Source organism: Pseudomonas sp. REP124 (assembly GCF_020164475.1).
Taxonomy (GTDB): domain Bacteria; phylum Pseudomonadota; class Gammaproteobacteria; order Pseudomonadales; family Pseudomonadaceae; genus Aquipseudomonas.
Genome location: NZ_JAIQWX010000133.1, coordinates 1 through 17,458 on the forward strand (window position 1 = coordinate 1; position 17,458 = coordinate 17,458).

14 protein-coding genes are annotated in these 17,458 nt (G+C 62.4%); 9 read left to right on the plus strand and 5 right to left on the minus strand.

Annotation, left to right across the window (positions count from 1 at the left end):
- Positions 1–171 precede the first annotated feature (171 nt).
- The 3 genes from rbsK to K9857_RS24305 are packed head-to-tail and all read left to right on the plus strand — an operon-like array spanning position 172 to position 3,541.
- Positions 172–1,110: a ribokinase gene (rbsK, locus tag K9857_RS24295; RefSeq protein ID WP_224540092.1), complete on the plus strand. Its 939-nt coding sequence runs from the start codon at positions 172–174 to the stop codon at positions 1,108–1,110.
- A gap of 44 nt (positions 1,111–1,154) precedes the next feature.
- Positions 1,155–2,486: an L-fucose:H+ symporter permease gene (gene fucP, locus K9857_RS24300; RefSeq protein WP_224540094.1), complete on the plus strand. Its 1,332-nt coding sequence runs from the start codon at positions 1,155–1,157 to the stop codon at positions 2,484–2,486.
- Complete coding sequence (locus K9857_RS24305) at positions 2,483–3,541, plus strand: aldose 1-epimerase family protein (RefSeq protein ID WP_224540097.1); 1,059 nt, start codon at positions 2,483–2,485, stop codon at positions 3,539–3,541. The genes fucP and K9857_RS24305 overlap by 4 nt, the downstream gene beginning before the upstream one ends.
- Here the strand turns inward: K9857_RS24305 and deoR are convergent.
- Positions 3,534–4,304, minus strand: coding sequence for a DNA-binding transcriptional repressor DeoR (gene deoR, locus K9857_RS24310; protein ID WP_224540099.1), 771 nt, complete (start codon positions 4,302–4,304; stop codon positions 3,534–3,536). The two genes, K9857_RS24305 and deoR, sit on opposite strands and share 8 nt — an antisense overlap.
- 121 nt (positions 4,305–4,425) lie before the next feature.
- Between deoR and deoC the strand changes: the two genes are divergently transcribed.
- Complete coding sequence (gene deoC, locus K9857_RS24315) at positions 4,426–5,109, plus strand: deoxyribose-phosphate aldolase (protein WP_224540101.1); 684 nt, start codon at positions 4,426–4,428, stop codon at positions 5,107–5,109.
- On the opposite strand, the gene K9857_RS24320 is transcribed toward deoC, so the two are convergent.
- Both K9857_RS24320 and K9857_RS24325 read right to left on the minus strand, forming a co-directional pair.
- A complete protein-coding gene (locus K9857_RS24320) occupies positions 5,103–6,104 on the minus strand; it encodes an NAD(P)H-quinone oxidoreductase (RefSeq protein WP_224540103.1) in 1,002 nt (333 codons plus the stop codon). The genes deoC and K9857_RS24320 overlap by 7 nt on opposite strands.
- Positions 6,105–6,179: 75 nt before the next feature.
- On the minus strand, positions 6,180–7,427 hold the full coding sequence (locus tag K9857_RS24325) for a YbfB/YjiJ family MFS transporter (RefSeq protein ID WP_224540105.1): 1,248 nt from the start codon (positions 7,425–7,427) through the stop codon (positions 6,180–6,182).
- Positions 7,428–7,541: 114 nt separating this feature from the next.
- Here K9857_RS24325 and K9857_RS24330 point away from each other — a divergent pair, with 114 nt between their 5' ends.
- Complete coding sequence (locus tag K9857_RS24330; protein ID WP_224540108.1) at positions 7,542–8,414, plus strand: LysR family transcriptional regulator; 873 nt, start codon at positions 7,542–7,544, stop codon at positions 8,412–8,414.
- Positions 8,415–8,587: 173 nt separating this feature from the next.
- Here K9857_RS24330 and K9857_RS24335 read toward each other — a convergent pair whose 3' ends face one another.
- On the minus strand, positions 8,588–9,310 hold the full coding sequence (locus K9857_RS24335) for a pirin family protein (RefSeq protein ID WP_224540111.1): 723 nt from the start codon (positions 9,308–9,310) through the stop codon (positions 8,588–8,590).
- A 312-nt stretch (positions 9,311–9,622) separates the two neighbouring features.
- Here K9857_RS24335 and K9857_RS24340 point away from each other — a divergent pair, with 312 nt between their 5' ends.
- Together K9857_RS24340 and K9857_RS24345 are read left to right on the plus strand one after the other, a co-directional pair.
- Complete coding sequence (locus tag K9857_RS24340) at positions 9,623–10,573, plus strand: GlxA family transcriptional regulator (protein WP_224540112.1); 951 nt, start codon at positions 9,623–9,625, stop codon at positions 10,571–10,573.
- A gap of 162 nt (positions 10,574–10,735) precedes the next feature.
- Positions 10,736–12,208, plus strand: a complete 1,473-nt coding sequence (locus K9857_RS24345; protein WP_224540114.1) for an ATP-binding protein — start codon at positions 10,736–10,738, stop codon at positions 12,206–12,208.
- On the opposite strand, the gene K9857_RS24350 is transcribed toward K9857_RS24345, so the two are convergent.
- Positions 12,173–14,977 (minus strand): ATP-binding protein, encoded by a 2,805-nt coding sequence (locus K9857_RS24350; protein WP_224540116.1) that lies wholly within the window; start codon positions 14,975–14,977, stop codon positions 12,173–12,175. The two genes, K9857_RS24345 and K9857_RS24350, sit on opposite strands and share 36 nt — an antisense overlap.
- A 282-nt stretch (positions 14,978–15,259) precedes the next feature.
- On the opposite strand from K9857_RS24350, the gene K9857_RS24355 reads away from it, so the two are divergent.
- The gene (locus tag K9857_RS24355; protein ID WP_224540118.1) at positions 15,260–15,859 is read left to right on the plus strand and encodes a flavodoxin family protein; all 600 of its coding nucleotides are present in this window, start codon (positions 15,260–15,262) and stop codon (positions 15,857–15,859) included.
- Positions 15,860–15,967: 108 nt separating this feature from the next.
- Positions 15,968–17,410, plus strand: a complete 1,443-nt coding sequence (locus K9857_RS24360) for a catalase (protein WP_224540120.1) — start codon at positions 15,968–15,970, stop codon at positions 17,408–17,410.
- Positions 17,411–17,458: the final 48 nt, after the last annotated feature.

Here is a 17,458-nt window from a genome sequence, read left to right on the forward strand (position 1 = left end):
AGCCTCGCTCCTACAGGGTTCACCGTTATCCAAGGCTTGCCGTACATCCACCTGTCAAGCAATCAAGGCTTGCTCAATAAAAAGATTGAATAATCACAAAAAATGTTATTTAAATAACAAAACAAAAACGCCGGGCAGCATCCTGGCCAGCCGGATCAAGGTGGGAAAGCAATGAGCAAGATCGCAGTCATCGGCAGCAACATGGTGGACCTGATCACCTATATCGATCGCATGCCGGCTCAGGGCGAGACGCTCGAAGCGCCGGGATTTGCCCTCGGCTGCGGTGGCAAGGGTGCCAACCAGGCGGTGGCGGCAGCCAAGCTGGGCGCCGATGTGTTGATGCTGACCAAAGTCGGCGATGACATGTTTGCCGACAACACCCTGGCCAACTTCCAGCGTTTTGGCATCGACACCCGCCATGTGCAGCGCGTACCGGGTGTGTCCAGTGGCGTGGCGCCGATCTTTGTCCAGGCCGATTCCCATAACAGCATCCTCATCGTCAAAGGCGCCAACGCGCACCTTGCGCCGGCGGACATTGAAGCCGCCGCCGACACGCTGCGCGAGTGCTCGCTGATCGTTCTGCAGCTCGAAATCAACCTCGAGACCGTTTACCACGCCATCGAATTCGCCCGTGAGCACAACATCCCGGTGCTGCTCAATCCGGCTCCGGCCCTTGCAGGCTTGAGCCGCCGACATCTGGCGCAGCTGGATTTCCTGATACCCAACGAATCTGAATTGGCACTGATCAGCGGCCAGCCCGTGGACTCGCCGGAATCGGCGCGCGACGCCGCGCGCGCGCTGGTAGCCGACGGGATTCGCCATGTGATCGTGACCCTTGGCCATCAGGGCGCGCTGTATGTCGGGGAAGAGGGAGAGTTCCAGATTCCCGGCCTGCGGGTTGCCGCCCGCGATACCACCGGGGCAGGAGACGCGTTCATCGGTTGCTTCATCCAGCACTGGAGCCAGGAGCGCGACATTCGCGCCGCCATGACCCGCGCCGTGGCGTATTCCGCCTGTTCGGTCATGGGCCTGGGCACCCAGACGTCCTACCCGGACGCACCCGCATTCGCTGAATTTCAGCGCAGCTTCGGCGCTTCGGCGTCGCAGTGATTCAACTCGCAGCACCTTTCCCACATTGATCACGGAGAACAACAATGACAAAGCCTCCGCTCCAACAGACGCCCGATGGCTTCTACCTGAACCGTACGCCCTGGTTCGCCTTTATCCTGCTGTGCAGCATCTTTGCGTTGTGGGCGGCGGCCGCGAGCATGAACGACGTGCTCATCGCGCATTTCAAAAAGGCCTTCCTGCTCAGCGATTTCCAGACAGCGTTCGTGCAGTCGGCGTTTTACCTGGGGTATTTCTTCGTGGCGATTCCCGCCGCGCTGGTGGTTCGCCGGTTCAGTTACAAGACCACGATCCTGATCGGTCTGATGTTGTACATGTTCGGTTGCCTGCTGTTCTTCCCCGCGGCCTCCACCGCCAAGTACGGCATGTTCCTGCTGGCGCTGTTCGTGATCGCGGCCGGCCTGTCGTTCCTCGAGACCGCGTGTAACACCTATTCAACCTTGATGGGCCCTCGGGAAACCGGCACCCGTCGTTTGAATATTTCCCAGACGTTCCACCCGTTCGGCGCCATGGCCGGGGTGTATGTCGGCAGTTTCGTCATGTTCAAGGACACCGATGCGACCCACGAACAGCTGACGCAGATGAGCGCTTCGGAGGCCGCCATCCAGCAACTGCAAATGATCCAGTCCACCTTACTGCCGTACAAATGGATGATTGCGGTGCTGGTGCTGATGTTCATCCTGATCGCCATCACCCGTTTCCCCGCCTGCAAGGGCAACCAGCCGGTCAGCAAGAAAACCACCAGCCTGGGTGCGAGCCTTTCGCGGTTGCGCCGCAACCCGCGATTCACCTTTGGCGTGTTGGCGCAGTTCCTGTACGTCGGCGCACAAGTGGGTGTGTGGAGCTTCACCATTCGCCTGGCGATGCAACTGGGTGGGATGAACGAGCGCAGTGCCTCGTGGTTCCTGTTGACCACGTTCGCCGCGTACTTCGTCGGCAAAATGATCGCCAACGTGCTGATGCGAAAACTGCACCCGGCCAAGGTACTCGCGGTGTATGGCGTGCTGTGCATCCTGTTGCTGGCTTACACCATTCTGGTGCCGAACATCACCGCGGTGTATGCGGCGGTAGGCGTGAGCGTGTTCCTCGGCCCGTGCTGGCCAACCATCTATGGCCTGACCATTGACGGCCTGGGCGAAGACACCGGTGTCGGTGGTTCGCTGCTGGTGATGAGCATCGTCGGTGGCGGGGTGATTCCGATCTTCCAGGGCCTGCTGTCGGACTACAGCGGCGGCAACATGCAACTGGCCTATAGCGTGCCGTTGCTGTGCTTCATCGTGATTGTGATGTACGCGGTGCGTTGCCTGCGTCACTCCGAGAGTGAGCGCGCGCCGGTGGCTGCGGCGGTGGCGTCATGAGCACGCGGATCAACCTTCATCCGGCGATGTTCGGCGAAGCTCGCAAGACGCTGCTGGAGTCCAAGGCTTTCAAGGTCAGCGCCTGGGTTTACCCCAGCGGTGTGCTGGCGCTGGAGCTGGCGAACAGTCGCGGGCAAGTGATTGTGCTGCCCTATCAGGGGCAGATGATCTGGTCTGCGGTGTTCGACGGTTGCGACCTGACCATGAAGAACCTGTTCAGCCAGCCCCGACCCAGCCCGACGGTGATCGGCACCTATGGTTGTTTCATGTTTCACAGCGGTCTGCTGCGCAATGGCTGCCCGAGCCCCGAGGACGATCATCCGCTGCACGGCGAAATGCCTTGCGCGGCCATGGACAATGCCTGGCTGGAGGTTGGCGAAGGCGAGGAAGGGAGTTTCCTGCGAGTAGGCGGCGAGTACGAATACGTGCAGGGCTTTGGCGATCGCTATCGGGCCAGTCCGAGCGTGACCCTGCGTGCAGATTCGGGGCTGTTCGATATCGACATGCAGGTGATCAATCTGGCGGCAAAGCCCATGGACCTGATGTACATGGCGCACATGAACTACGCCTATGTCGAAGGCGGACGATTCGTCGAACCCCTTGGATTCGAGCGTGTGCGCTTGCGCACCAGCATTCCGGCGCATGTAAAGCCGACCCCGGCGTGGAGCGCTTACATGGATCAGTTGGCGCTGGAACCCGAGCAGTTTCAGTGCCTGGATCAGCCGGAGCTTTACGATCCGGAAATCGTGTTCTTTTTCGACGGTGTACGGGCCGACTCGACGGGGCATGCGCATTTTCTGCTGAGTCATGCGGATGGCGCGGCGTTCTATACCCGCTATCGCCCCGACCAGTTCGAGCATGCCGCCCGCTGGATTTTGCACAATCCGGATCAGCAGGTGGCGGCGTTCGTATTACCTGCCACCTGCGAGCCGGAAGGCTATCGCGCAGAGTCCGCCAAGGGCCATGTGCGCACGTTGGCAGCCGGGGCGACGGCGGCGTTCAGTGTCACCACCGGCTACCTCAGTGCCAAGGAGCAACAGGCCCTGATCAGATGATCAATTGCGCACCATTGGCAGCAATGGCGTCGCGATAAGCCTTGGGGATTTTCTTGTCGCTGACGATGTAGTGGAAGTCTTCCAGGGCAGCGAAATGTGCGGTGCGCACAGTGTCGAACTTGCTGTGATCGGCCAGCAGCAAACGCTGTTGGGCCTGGCGCAGAACCTTCTGCTTGACCTCCACTTCATTGAAGTTGAAGCAGGTCACGCCGAAGTCCTGGCTGATCCCGGCAGCGGAGACAAAGGCCCAGGTCAGGCGCACGCTGTCGAGGATGCCGGTTTCGCTCTGGTTCTCGAACACCTGGTTTTTGCGGTGGAACGTGCCGCCGCACACCACGATGTGGCAGTTGGGTTTTTGCGAGAGTTTGAGCAGCACGTTCAGGGAGTTGCACACGGCGGTGAACTCCAGTTCGTCGGGAATGAAGTCCACCACGAAAGGTGTGGTGGTGCCGCAGTCGAAGAACACCGTGTCGCCAGGCTGGATAAAGCCGGCGGCGAGCTTGCCGATCCGGCGTTTCTCCTCGACGTGCCGGGTGTCCTGTTCGGCCACCCGGTAATCGCCGGGTTCGTTGCCGTCGTGGATTTTGGTGATGTAGCCGCCCAGCAGACGCAAGTGCTCGGTGTACTTGCTCAGGTCGCGGCGCAGGGTCATCTCCGAAACGTCCAGCAAGGCGGCCATTTCGCGCAGGTGAATGGCGCTCTGGTCTTGCAGGGCTTGTTGAATAAGCTTGAGGCGCTCGGCTTTTTTACTGTCCACAGGCATTCCGGGGTTGATTGTTGATGTTAAATAAGTAACATTAAATGTGATTTTTGTAACGTTTTTGCGCGATTGATCCATGATTGTGGCGCAGGGGCATTTGAATACACAAACAGGAGTTTTCGCGATGGCACACCTCGAACCCCAGGCTCTGGCGCAATTCATCGATCACACGTTGCTGGCGCCCGATGCTTCCCGCGAGCAAATCGCGACCCTGTGCCGTGAAGCGCAGGAGCACGGTTTTTATTCGGTGTGCGTGAATTCGGGGCAAGTGCCCCATGCGGCGCACATCCTGTCCGGGCACAGCGTCAAAGTGTGCGCGGTGGTGGGTTTCCCGCTGGGGGCCGGTCTCAGTGACAGCAAGGCCTTCGAGGCCGAGCGGGCGATTGCGGCCGGGGCAGGGGAGATCGATATGGTGTTGAACATCGGTTGGCTGAAGGATGGCCTGTTCGATCTGGTCCACGACGATATTGCCTTGGTCAAAAAGGCCTGTGGCAGCGTGCCACTCAAAGTCATCCTTGAAACCTGCCTGCTCAACGACGCCGAAAAAGTGAAGGCCTGCGAGATTTGCCGTGAGCTGAACGTGGCGTTCGTCAAAACCTCCACCGGTTTCAGCCGCAGTGGCGCCACTGTGGACGATGTGGCGCTGATGCGTCGGGCAGTGGGGGCTGGCATCGGCGTCAAGGCCTCGGGCGGTGTACGTGATTACCCGACTGCTCTGGCGATGATCGAAGCGGGCGCCACGCGTTTGGGCACCAGCTCCGGTATCGCCATCATCAGTGGCGCGCAGGCGGCGGGTGAGGGTTACTGAGGGACGCTCAACACAATCTTGCCAACGTGATCGCCGGCCTCCATTCGCGCATGGGCCAGCGACGCGTCGGCCAGCGGGTAGACCTTGTCGATCATCGGCAGGCATCGACCGGCAGCCAGCACCGGCCAGACGTTTTCGCGCAATTGACGGGTGATTTCTGCTTTCTCCTCCTTCGTCCGTGAACGCAACAGTGAACCGGTGACAGAGGCACGCTTGGCCATGATCGCCAGCAAGTTGACATCCTTGGCCACCGCGCCACCGAGGAAGCCCAGCATCACCAGTCGACCTTCCATCGCCAGGGCCGTGACGTTGTCGTTGAGGTACGAGCCGCCCATGATGTCGAGCACCACGTCGACCCCGCGTCCGGCGGTTTTTTCAGCGATGACCTGGGCAAAATTCTGCTCGCGATAGTTGATCGCTTCGGCGCCCAGTTCGCGCACGACCGCGCATTTTTCCCCGCTGCCTGCGGTAGCGAAGGCTTCGATGCCGAACTCGCGGCAGAGCATCAGCGCGGTGGTGCCGATGCCGCTGGTGCCGCCGTGAATCAATGCACTCTGGCCCTTGCGCGCGCCACCCATCTCGAACAGGTTGGCCCAGACGGTGAAGTAGGTTTCCGGAATTGCCGCGGCGTGCAGCCAGTCCATGCCCTCGGGGATCGGCAGGGCCTGACTAGCCGGCACCACGCTGTATTGTGCATAGCCGCCGCCGTTGGTCAGCGCACAGACCCGGTCGCCGACAGCGAACTCGCTGACACCGGCACCGACGCCCACCACTTCACCGGCCACTTCCAGCCCGGGAATCGGGTTCATGCCGGGTTTCATCGGGTACTGGCCGGCGCGTTGCAGCACGTCGGGGCGGTTGACTCCGGCTGCGTGTACGCGGATCAGCAGTTCGCCTGCCTCTGGGGTGGGAACCGGTACCTGGCGCGGTTGCAGGACGTCGGGGGCGCCGGGGTGGGTGATTTCGATGTGGGTCATGGTTTGGGGTAGTGTCATTTTTCGTACCTATAGAGAATTTCAGTTCATACACCGATTCATTGTGGGAGCGGGCTTGCTCGCGAATGCGTAGTGTCAGCCACCATCTACGGAGACTGGCACTCCGCTTTCGCGAGCAAGCCCGCTCCCACATTTGATTTGTGTCGTTCTTGCGAATCGCGCCACACCCTCCAGCACCAGCGCCAGCACAATCGCCGCCGCCGCAATCGCGAACATCAGCGCGTGCTGCCCGCCACTGGCATTGAACAGTGCCGAATAGGCGAACCCGCTCAGGGCCTGGAACGTGGCGAAGGACACGGTGGCGCGGCTCCAGGCGATCTGTTGCTGGTGATGCTCGGGAATCAGTTCATGCACGCGGGCCAGCGCCAGCGGCACGATGCCTGGCGGAAAGGAGCCGATGATCACCGCCAGCAATGCCAGTGCTGCAAACGTGCTGGAAACCGACAGCAGGCCGACCGCGATAGCTTGCACCACCAGCACCACACGAATGCTCAATCGGCCGCCCAAGCGATCGGCCAGAAAACCGTAGCTCACCGGTCCCACGATCGCGCCAAGACCGTACATCACCCAGACCATCGCGCCGACCTGTTGCCCGGCACCGAGGCCGCGGGCCACGTAATCCACCAGGAACACCATCGCCGGCACCAGCCCGGCCGCCATCAGCGCGTATTGGGCGAACAGCAGATACACGCCCGGATTCATCGGTTTCGGTTGGGTCGTGACTGATGCAGCAATTGGATGGGACGCGGAGGAGGGCCAGCCAAACCAGCTGACAGCCGTCAGCACCAGCGCCAGCGCGCCCAGACCCAGCCAGGTTTGCTGCAAGCCCAGGCTCAGCAACGGCGGCACGAGGGTTCCGGAGCCTGCGATGCCCAAGCCGATGCCGAGAAAGATCGCGCCACTGGCCAGGCCCCGGCGCGCGGCCGGCACATGGGGCAGCACTGTCGCCGCCACCAGCACCATGATCGCGCCGCCGGCGATCCCGGACAGCAGGCGCCAGCCGAAGAACCAGCTCACCGACAGCGGGAAGGCACAGGCGAAAAACGCCAGGGTCACCGCCAGCATCATCATGCGCAGGGCGGTTTTGTTCGACGTGCGGCGAGCGAGGGGATGACCGATCAGTGCGCCGATCAGGTAACCCACCAGGTTGGCGGCACCGAGGTACACCACATCGCTGGCGGAAAACCAGTGGGCCTGGATCAGCGAAGGAATCAGCGGCGTGTAGGCAAATCGCGCCAGGCCGATACTGACCAGGCTGGCGGAGAGGCCGGCGAGGATCGGCAGCCAGATCGCATGGCGGGGTTGGTCGGAAGTGCTGGCCATGAAGGGTATCCCTGTCAGGTTTCAATGGCGCCCAGCATATCGGGAATCGACGATGCATTAATGCTGCGATTACACTTTGTACTGATGCACAAATGCATCGCCTTGGAGGAAAGCATGAACTGGGATGATGCTCGGGTGTTTCTCGCGGTCTGTCGCGAATCGACGTTGCGCGGCGCCGCGCGGGTGCTGGGGGTAGATCAGGCCACCGTCGGGCGGCGGATCACTGCGCTGGAAAAGTCCCTGAGCGCAACGCTGTTTCTGCGCACCTCCGAAGGTTACGCGCTAACGGCCGTGGGCGAAGCGGCGATGCGCGCCGTGGAGAAAATGGAGCATTCGGCACTGGAGCTGGAGCGGCGGATTCAGGGCCTTGATGATCGTCTGACCGGCACCGTGCGTGTCACCACCACTGATTCCCTGGCCATCGATTTCCTGATCCCGGCCGTTGCCCGTCTGCATCAAAAACATCCCGACGTGCGGGTGCAACTGGACGCCTCGACGCAGATCTTGAGCCTGGCCAAGCGCGAGGCCGATATTGCCGTGCGCAACACCCGGCCGGATAACCCGGATCTGATCGCCCGGCGCATCGCCCGTTGGCCGTTGGGGTTGTTCGCTTCGCAAGCTTATGTGGATGCTCACGGGGTTCCGGAGCCGGGAACGGCCTTTGAAGGGCATGATCTGGTGGCGTATCAGCCGTATTTGCAGAGCGGCAGGGACATGACCCTGGTCGGTGAGCCAATGGGCCGTGGGCGGATTGTTTCGAGCCTGAGTTCCAGCCTGCTGGTGCGTCGCTCCATTGCGGCGGGGATCGGGATCGGGGAGATTCCGGTGTCTGTGGGGGAGAGGGACGGATTGGTCAGGCTGTGGCCGGAACGGACGCGGCCGTTGCCTTATGACGTATGGCTGGTGACCCATGCCGATTTGCGGCACACCGCGCGGGTGCGGGCGGTGATTGAGGAGATTGTCGAGGCTTTTGCCGAGCCCGTTTAGTGATGTGACAGAGCCCCCCCTGTGGGAGCGGGCTTGCCCGCGATGGCGGTGGGTCTGTCGAATTCAATGCTGGATGTGCCGGCCTCTTCGCGGGCAAGCCCGCTCCCACAAGGGTCTCTGTCGTACACAGAATCTGTGTCTGCAGGAGAACATTGTGAGAGCGAGCCAATCCGTCATGGCATTTCCGGCAATTCCTGCGGCCGCAGATCGAACACCAGCACTTCCGCATCCACACCGTTGCTCAAGGTCAGCAGCTGCTCCTCACGAACCCGCACGCCGTCGCCTTCCTTCAGGCTCAGGCCGTTGAGTTCGACGCTGCCCCGCGCCACGTGTACATAGGCGTAGCGATTGGCAGCCAATTCCAGAGTGGCGCTTTCCTGACCGTCGATGAGGCCCGCGTAGACCCGTGCATCCTGGCGCACCTTCAGCGAACCGTTGGCGCCGTCGGGGGAGATGATCAGTTGCAGGCGACCGCGTTTTTTCTGCGGGCTGAAGTGCTCCTGCTGATAGCGCGGTTTGGCGCCGCTGACCTCGGGCACGATCCAGATCTGCAGGAAGTGCACCGGGCGTTTGTCCGAGTGGTTGAACTCACTGTGGGCCACGCCGCTGCCGGCACTCATCAACTGCACATCGCCGGGGCGGATTACGGAACCGGTGCCCAGGGTGTCCTTGTGTTCCAGGGCGCCATCGAGCACGTAGGAAAAGATTTCCATGTCGCGGTGCGGGTGCTGGCCGAAACCTTTGCCCGCGGCCACTCGGTCATCGTTGATCACCAGCAGATCGGAAAAACCCTGTTCTTTCGGATTGCGGTAATTGGCGAAGGAGAAGGTGTGGAACGACTTCAACCAGCCATGATTGGCCATGCCGCGATCAGAAGCTTTGCGTAGGGTCAGCATGATGAATTCTCCTGTGGGGACGTTGATTCGTCCGAGTGAGGAGAAGGTTAATGGTTACTGGTTGGTGCAATAAGTAGATGGAAATTGAAATACTGTCTCGTTCAGGTTGACAGTAAAGAGAAGGCGACGCTCAATCCACGGTGCGCCATAATGCGAGGCATTACACGGACCCTGTAGGAGCGAGCATGCTCGCGATGGTCGTCAACGATGACGCTGGCTTGCTGAATGCCCGCGTCGTCCGGGCATTCATCGCGAGCAAGCTCGCTCCTACAGGGGCAGAGTCAGCCTTTCGAGACAAGTGATATCCAACCCATGAAAACCGTGGCCATGGTGCTGTTCCCCGATTTCCTCCTGCTCGACATGGCCGGGCCCATGGAGGTGTTTTCCATTGCCAATCGGTACCTCAAGCCCGACGACCACTACGTGCTGACCACCCTGGGCACCGAGCCCGGTCCGCTGCGCGCATCCAATGGCGTCAACGTGCACGCCGATCTGCACATCGATCAGGCCTGCGACGGCTACGACCTGCTGCTGGTCCCCGGCGGTCCCGGTGCCTACAACGAACGGCATCCGCCGCTGCTCGACTGGCTCAGGCACAACGCCAGCCGCTCCAAAGCCTACGGCTCGATCTGCACCGGCGCCTTTGTCCTGGGCCACGCCGGGCTGATCGACGGCTACCGCGTGACGACCCACTGGCACTACATCGAGCGCCTGATCAAGGCGTTCCCGAACACCACCGTCGAGACCGACCTGATTTATGTGCAGGACCGCAACCTGATCACTTCCGGCGGAGTGACCGCCGGTATCGACCTGGCGCTGTCGGTGGTCGCCGAAGACCACGGCAAGAAAGTCGCCCAGGACGTGGCCAAGGTGTTGCTGGTGGTCATGAAGCGCCAGGGTGGCCAGGCGCAGTTCAGCCCGTTGATGGCCACCGTGGCGCCCCAGGAAACCGCGATCACACGGGTGCAGAACCATGTGCTGGAGCACCTGGACGAAAGCTTCAGCATCGAACGCATGGCGGGGCTTGCGAACATGAGTGCCCGGCATTTCGCCAGGGTCTTTGCCCGTGAAGTAGGCATGACGCCCATGGAGTTTCTGCAAAGCGCCCGCATCGACTGCGCGCGAGCTCTGCTGGAAACCAGCGATCTGCCGCTCAAGACCGTGGCCTTCAAAAGCGGCTTCGGTAGCGTGCGCCACATGCGCTTTCTGTTCGGCGAAAAGCTCGGCCTGACGCCGACCCAGTACCGCGAACAGTTCAATTAATGCCGGGGTGTCCGTTGCGCGCATCGCAATGGCCGTGACACTCCCCCCTTGGCGGTTGTACCGTCATCAGAGCCTGCCAATATAACCCTGAACTCATTACAAGGAAGGTACGGAGCCTGGATGGACTCGCGTGCCGGGCCGGCTCCTGGTGGATGACGTCAGATGAATAGCCTTGGAAATGCCCACAGCGACACGGTACTGCGCTTCGGCCCCTACGCCTTCCACATGCAGCAGCGACTGGTGCTGGACGGCGACGAGCCGATGCGCCTGGGCGGACGCGCCCTGGATATCCTCCAGGTGCTGGTCGAACACGCCGGCTCCGTGATCAGCAAAGAGCAGATCATCGCCCAGGTGTGGCCGCGCTCGGTGGTCGAGGAAATCAACCTGCGGGTGCACATCGCGGCGCTGCGTCGGGCCTTTCGCGACGGGCAGGACGGTCACTGCTACATCGTCAACATTCCCCAGCGCGGTTACAGCTTCGTTGCACCGGTGCAACAAGCCGCGCAAATCACCCCGATCCCCCTCGAACACCTGCATAAACCCCAGCACAACCTGCCGGCGCGGCTCACCTCGATCATCGGCCGTGATGCGGTGGTGGGCAGTCTGATGCGATTGCTGCCAACGCGACGGCTGATGACCCTGGTCGGCCCCTGCGGCATCGGCAAAACCACGGTCGCACTGCGTGTCGGCGAGTTGCTGTTGCAGCATTTTCACGACGGCGTGTGGCGGGTGGATCTGGCGTTGATCGATGACCCGCAGCAATTGGTCGATCACATCGCACAAACGCTGGATCTCACCCTTGAGGCGCTCGAACAACGGCATGCGCTGTTGATCCTCGATAACGGCGAACACCTGCTGGAACGCTGCCGGTCGCTGGTCGAAACGCTGCTGGCCTCGGCGCCGCGTCTGTCGATTCTGGTGACCAGCCGCGAGCCGTTGCTTGCCGACGGCGAAACCCTTTTGCCATTGCCGCCGCTGGTGGTGCCGCCGGCCTCGGCGTTGCGCAGTGTCGAGGAAGTCATGGGCTACTCGGCGGTGCAGCTGTTCGTCAGCCGCGCCCGCGCCCGTCAGCAGGGGTTTGTTCTGCGCGAGCAGGACCTGCGGGTGGTGCGCGACATTTGCCGGCGTCTCGATGGACTGCCTCTGGCCATCGAACTGGCGGCCGCGCAGATCGACGCGCTGGCGTTGGTGGGCGTACAGGCGCAGCTGGATAACTGCTTTCAACTGCTGACCCAGGGCCGGCGCACGGCGGTCCCTCGGCATCAGACCCTCATGGCGGCACTGGACTGGAGCTACGAACGCCTGAGCCCGGTGGAGCAGACCGTGTTGCAGCGCCTGGCGGTGTTCAAATCCGCGTTCACCCTGGACGCGGCGTTGGGCGTGGTCAGCTGCGACACGCTGGTGCCCGCCAGTCTGACCAAGGTGCTCGACAGCCTGGCCCTCAAATCACTGTTGTCGCTTGAGCAGGACCGGGGTGTAAGCCGTTACCGCTTCCTCAACACCACCCGTCGTTACGCCTTGGAAAAACTCGAGTACAGTGGCGACCTGCGCCGCTTCCAGATTCGCTACGCCGGCTTCATCGGCCAGGGGCTGCGGCCGTCAGAGCCGCAGGTGATTCTGCAACTGGCCGAGTAAGCCGCCCACGGCGAGCAGGTCGGGGGTGTGATGGCCTTCGGTGAAACGCCGGTAGATCGGCGCCAGCAGGTCATGGGCCTGACGGTAACGCCGCTGGCGCTGCCACAGTCGCGCCAGTGAAGTCGCACTGCGCAACTCCCACGCCAACGCACCCTGAGACCTGGCCACGTTAAGGGCCTTGAGCAGCACGGTTTCGGCGGTGCAATCCTTGATCGGGCAGTCGTCGGCCAGTAGAGAGTCGGCCTTGGCTCGCAGAATCTCCGCGGTACTCCAGCCCGCGGCGCCGCTGTCGGCGCGCTTGAGCAGCTGCTCGTCGACGAAGCCGCCGTCCAGCGTAACCATGATTTCCTTGATCAAGCCGACGCCCGGACCTGGCGCGACCTGCCCGACGTCAGCATCGATGACCTGCGCGTAGTGCTGCGCCCAGGTGTAGAACAGCATCACCGAATGTTTTTGCGCCTGTTCCAGCAGCATACGCAGCAGGTCGCGGGCGGTCTGCGTGTCGCCGTTGTAATGGGCGATCAGGCAGCCCGCAAGCGCCAGGGTGTAGCAGATTGACGTGCCATGATTGATTTGCAGGGCGATGTCCAGCGCTTGCCGGGCCGTGCGCCAGGCCTGTTCCGGCTGACCTTGCAGCCAGAGAATGCGTGCCAGGATGGTCAGGGACGCCACGCTCTGGTCGTACTGCACGCCGAAGCCGTGGGTGAAGCGGTTGAGATGGCCGCTGTGGGCCATGCGCTGGATGACTTCTTCGGCATTGAGCCGCGCCCGTGACTGGTCGCCGGCAAAATGCAGCGCCAGCACCCGCAGGCGATGGGTACTGAGCGACAGCAGCGGATCGCCATGCAGGCCCAGGCGGTCGAACTGCTGGGTCTGCTCCAGCGCCATCTGGTACTGGCCGCAGCTGAGATTGACAGCCATGTGCCCGGAGACGGCGCGCAATTCTCCGACCACGTCATCGCATTGTCTGGCGAGGGTGCGGGCGGTGACGAAGGCGCCGATGGTTTCCGCGGTGCCGCCCTGGACGTGATAGCAGGCGCTGCCGAGTGCCAGCTTCAGGGCCATTTGCAGACGCGGGCAGGGTTCGGCCGCGGCCTCCAGCAAGGCCAGCGCCTTGCGCACATAACCGCCGTGTTCCTTGAGCAGCGACAGCTCCTGCCAGAGCGGCGTGGACGCCGCAGTCAGGCGGATCGCCAGAGTCTGCGGACCCTGGGCATTCAGGCCCCAGTCGAGCGCCGCGCGAATGTCTTCCAGGCCCCGGGCATAGCGTTCGATCCAAAGACTGGTCGGTGTGCGTTCCCATTCCTTTTGCGCCTGTTGCATCAGCGCCAGGCAGCGCTCGGTATGGCGCTCGCGGGTGGCGGGCAGTTCGGCGGCCTGTTCGAGTTTTTCCAGGGCGTAGCGGCGGGTGGTGTCGAGCAACCGGTAGAACACCTCCTCGTCGCCGACGTCCACGCTCAGCAGGGACTTGGCCACCAGTTGCGTGATCGAGCCAAATACCTCGCGAGGTTCGATGTGTTCGCCGACGATCACTGCCGCCGCCGAGGCCAGGGTGAAGCCGCCACGGAAGATGCCCAGTCGGCGCAGGCAAGTCTGTTCGCAGGGGCTGAGCAGCTGGAAGCTCCAGTCCAGTGTGGCGCGCAGGGTCTGGTGACGGCCGGGAGTGGTCTGGCTGCAGTGGGGAAGCAGGCGGAAGCTGTCGTGCAGTTGCCCCAGCAAACCATCGAGACCCAGGCTGGCGACTTGCGCGGCGGCCAGTTCCAGAGCCAGTGGAATGCCGTCGAGGCGTCGGGAGATGTCGATCACCAGAGGCAACTGGGCATCGCTGAATTCGAAGCTGTCATGGCTGGCCATGGCCCGTTCGATGAACAGCTGCAACGCGGAAAAACTCAGGGCCTGGGCACGGTCCAGGACGGCGATGGGCGGCGGGCAGTCGAGGGATTCCAGGCGCTGCACGAATTCGCCTTCGGCCCGCAGGCTCTCGCGGCTGGTGGCCAGGATGTGCACTTGCGGTGCGCCACGCAGCAGGCTTTCGCAGAGCAGGGCCACGTCGTCGAGCAGGTGCTCGCAGTTATCGATGACCAGCAGCATCTGCCGCTCGCGCAGGAACAGAGCGAGGCTGGTCAGCGGTTCGGCGTCGTGCAGGGACAGTTCCAGCAGCGCGGCCAGATGGCCGGTGATCATCAGCGGGTCGGTGATCGGTGCCAGGTCCAGCAGGCGGATGCCGTCACGGTAGCGGCCGATCAGTTGTTCGGCGGCGCTCAGGGCAACGGTGGTCTTGCCGATGCCGCCGGGGCCGATCAGCGTAATGAAGCGCTGGCGCGGCAGTTGCTCCACCAGGCTGTCGACCAGCGCCTGGCGACCGATCAGACGGGTGCTGCGCAGGGGCAGGTTGTGCCTGCGGGATGCAAGCGGCTCGCCTGACGGGCGCGGCTGGGCTTGATCGAGAAAGAACGGGGCGACGAAGCTGTAGCCACGCTGGGCCACGGTAACGATGTAGCGCTGGCCGGCCTGACCGTCGCCGAGGGCCTTGCGCAGCGCTGCCATGTGCACCCGCAGGTTGATCTCTTCGACAACCGTGTCCGGCCAGACTTCGGCCATCAGTTGCTGCTTGCTGACCACGTTCCCGGCGTGTTCCAGCAGGATCAACAGGATGTCCATCGCCCGCCGCCCCAGGCGCAGGGGCTGGTCGGCCTCCATCACCAGGCGTTGCGCGGGGTAGATCCTGTAGGGGCCGAAATGCACGGCCTGTTCGAGGGAAAGGGTCAACGGGTCGCTCCTGTTACAGCCGTCTGTTACGCGGCTTTCAGGCATGTTCTCAGGTTTTTGCGGCAGTGCAATGCGTGGCGGGCATGACTGCGCGGTGTTCACTTCGACTGGCGGTTGTCCGGGAGTGGTGAGGGCTCCGTATTCATTGGGTGTCGCCTGGGTTACGCGGATGTCGAGGCTCTGGGCGGCCCAGGAAAATTAACAACGTTTAACTCGTCGTACCTTCGTTCCGGTTCAACACTGGCCCGGTATTGGGATTTCATTCATCGGAAGGACGCCGTAATGATCAACGTGGTGGTGGTCTATCACAGTGGCTACGGGCATACCCGGGTCATGGCCGAGGCGGTGGCCCAAGGGGTGGAACGGCACCCGGGCAGCCAGTGCCGGCTTGTCTCTGTCGACGATGTGAGCGACCACTGGGACCTCCTGCACCGTGCCGACGCGATCATCTTCGGCGCACCGACCTACATGGGCAGCGCCTCGGCGGCGTTCAAGGGTTTCATGGAAGCTACTGCGGCCTTCTATCTGGCGCAACCCTGGCGCGACAAGCTGGCTGCCGGGTTCACCAATTCCGGCTGTCTGTGCGGCGACAAACTCAACACCTTGCTGCAGCTGGCAGTATTCGCGGCCCAGCACTCGATGGTCTGGGTCGGCCTGGATCTATTGCCTGCGCGATCGCGCATCGGGGGGTTCGATGGGCAACTCAATCGCCTCGGCAGCTCGCTGGGCGCGATGGCTCAGTCCAATGTCGAGCAGTCCCCCGAGCAGGCGCCGCCAGCGGAAGATCGTTGCACTGCCGCGCATTTGGGGGAGAGGGTGGCACGGCTTGCCGCCCGGATGCATCGTGGGGCGATTGATTCGGATCAAGGGAGCGGTCGTTGAGGCGGCAAGATTGCCGAAAGGTTCTACGCTCAGTGTCTGGCCCGACGCGGGCGAAGATTCGCGCCGGTTTTCGCTCCTGATGAGCGGCAGTCAATTGAGAGTCCATTCATGAAAAAGCTGACCAACGCCACCGGCGCCCCGGTAGCCGACAACCTCAATATCCAGACCGCCGGCCCCCGTGGTCCTGCGCTGTTGCAAGATGTCTGGCTGCTGGAAAAACTCGCCCACTTCGACCGTGAACTGATTCCCGAACGACGCATGCACGCCAAGGGGTCGGGGGCCTATGGCACCTTCACCGTGACCAATGACATTACTCGTTACACAAAAGCCGACATCTTCAGCTCGGTGGGCAAGGAGACGCCGCTGTTCGTGCGCTTCTCGTCCGTGGCCGGTGAGCGGGGCGCCGCGGATGCCGAGCGTGACATTCGTGGCTTCGCGGTGAAGTTCTACACCGACGAAGGCAACTGGGACATCGTAGGCAACAATACACCGGTGTTCTTCTTCCGCGACCCGCTGCGTTTTTCCGACCTCAACCACGTGGTCAAGCGCGATCCGCGCACCGGCTTGCGCAACGCCACCAGCAACTGGGATTTCTGGACCCTGCTGCCCGAGGCGCTGCACCAGGTCACGATTGTCATGAGTGATCGCGGCATTCCGACCAGCTTCCGCCACATGCACGGCTTTGGCAGCCACACCTTCAGTCTGATCAACCGTGACAATGAGCGGGTGTGGGTCAAGTTCCACTTCGTCTGTCAGCAGGGCATCGAGAACCTGTCGGATGCCGAGGCGGCCGAGGTGGTCGGCAAGGACCGCGAAAGCAATCTGCGGGATCTGTACGAGACCATCGAGCAAGGCAGTTTCCCGCGCTGGAAACTGTGCATCCAGGTGATGACTCAGGAGCAGGCCAACAACCATCGGCACAACCCGTTCGATCTGACCAAGGTCTGGCCTCATGGCGAGTATCCACTGATCGAGGTCGGGATCATGGAGCTCAATCGCAACGCCGAAAACCACTTCGCCGAAATCGAACAGGCAGCGTTCTCGCCGGCCAACGTGGTACCCGGCGTCAGCTTCTCGCCGGACCGCATGCTACAGGCGCGGCTGTTCTCCTATGGCGATGCCCAGCGTTATCGGCTGGGGGTGAATTTCAATCACATTCCGGTCAACGCCCCGCGCTGCCCGCATCACAGTTACCACCGCGACGGCGCCATGCGTACCGATGGCAATCTGGGCGGCACCGCCAGTTATTTCCCCAACAGCGTCGGTGAATGGGAAGACTCCAAGGAGTTGTCCGAGCCGCCGCTGCCGCTGGAAGGTTTCGCGCAGAACTATGATCATCGCCTGGAAGAGGATCACTTCGAACAGCCGGGCAATCTGTTCCGCCTGCTCGATCCCGAGCGTCAGCGCTTGCTGTTCGAAAACACCGCTCGAGCCATGAACGGCGTGCCGCAACTGATTCGCCAGCGGCATATCGACAACTGCACCAAGGCCGATCCCGCCTACGGTCGCGGGGTGGCCGAAGCGCTGGAACGGCTGGTGCCGCTAGGCTGAGCGCATGACCTGTAGGAGCGAGGCTTGCCCGCGAAGACGGAGGTGAAA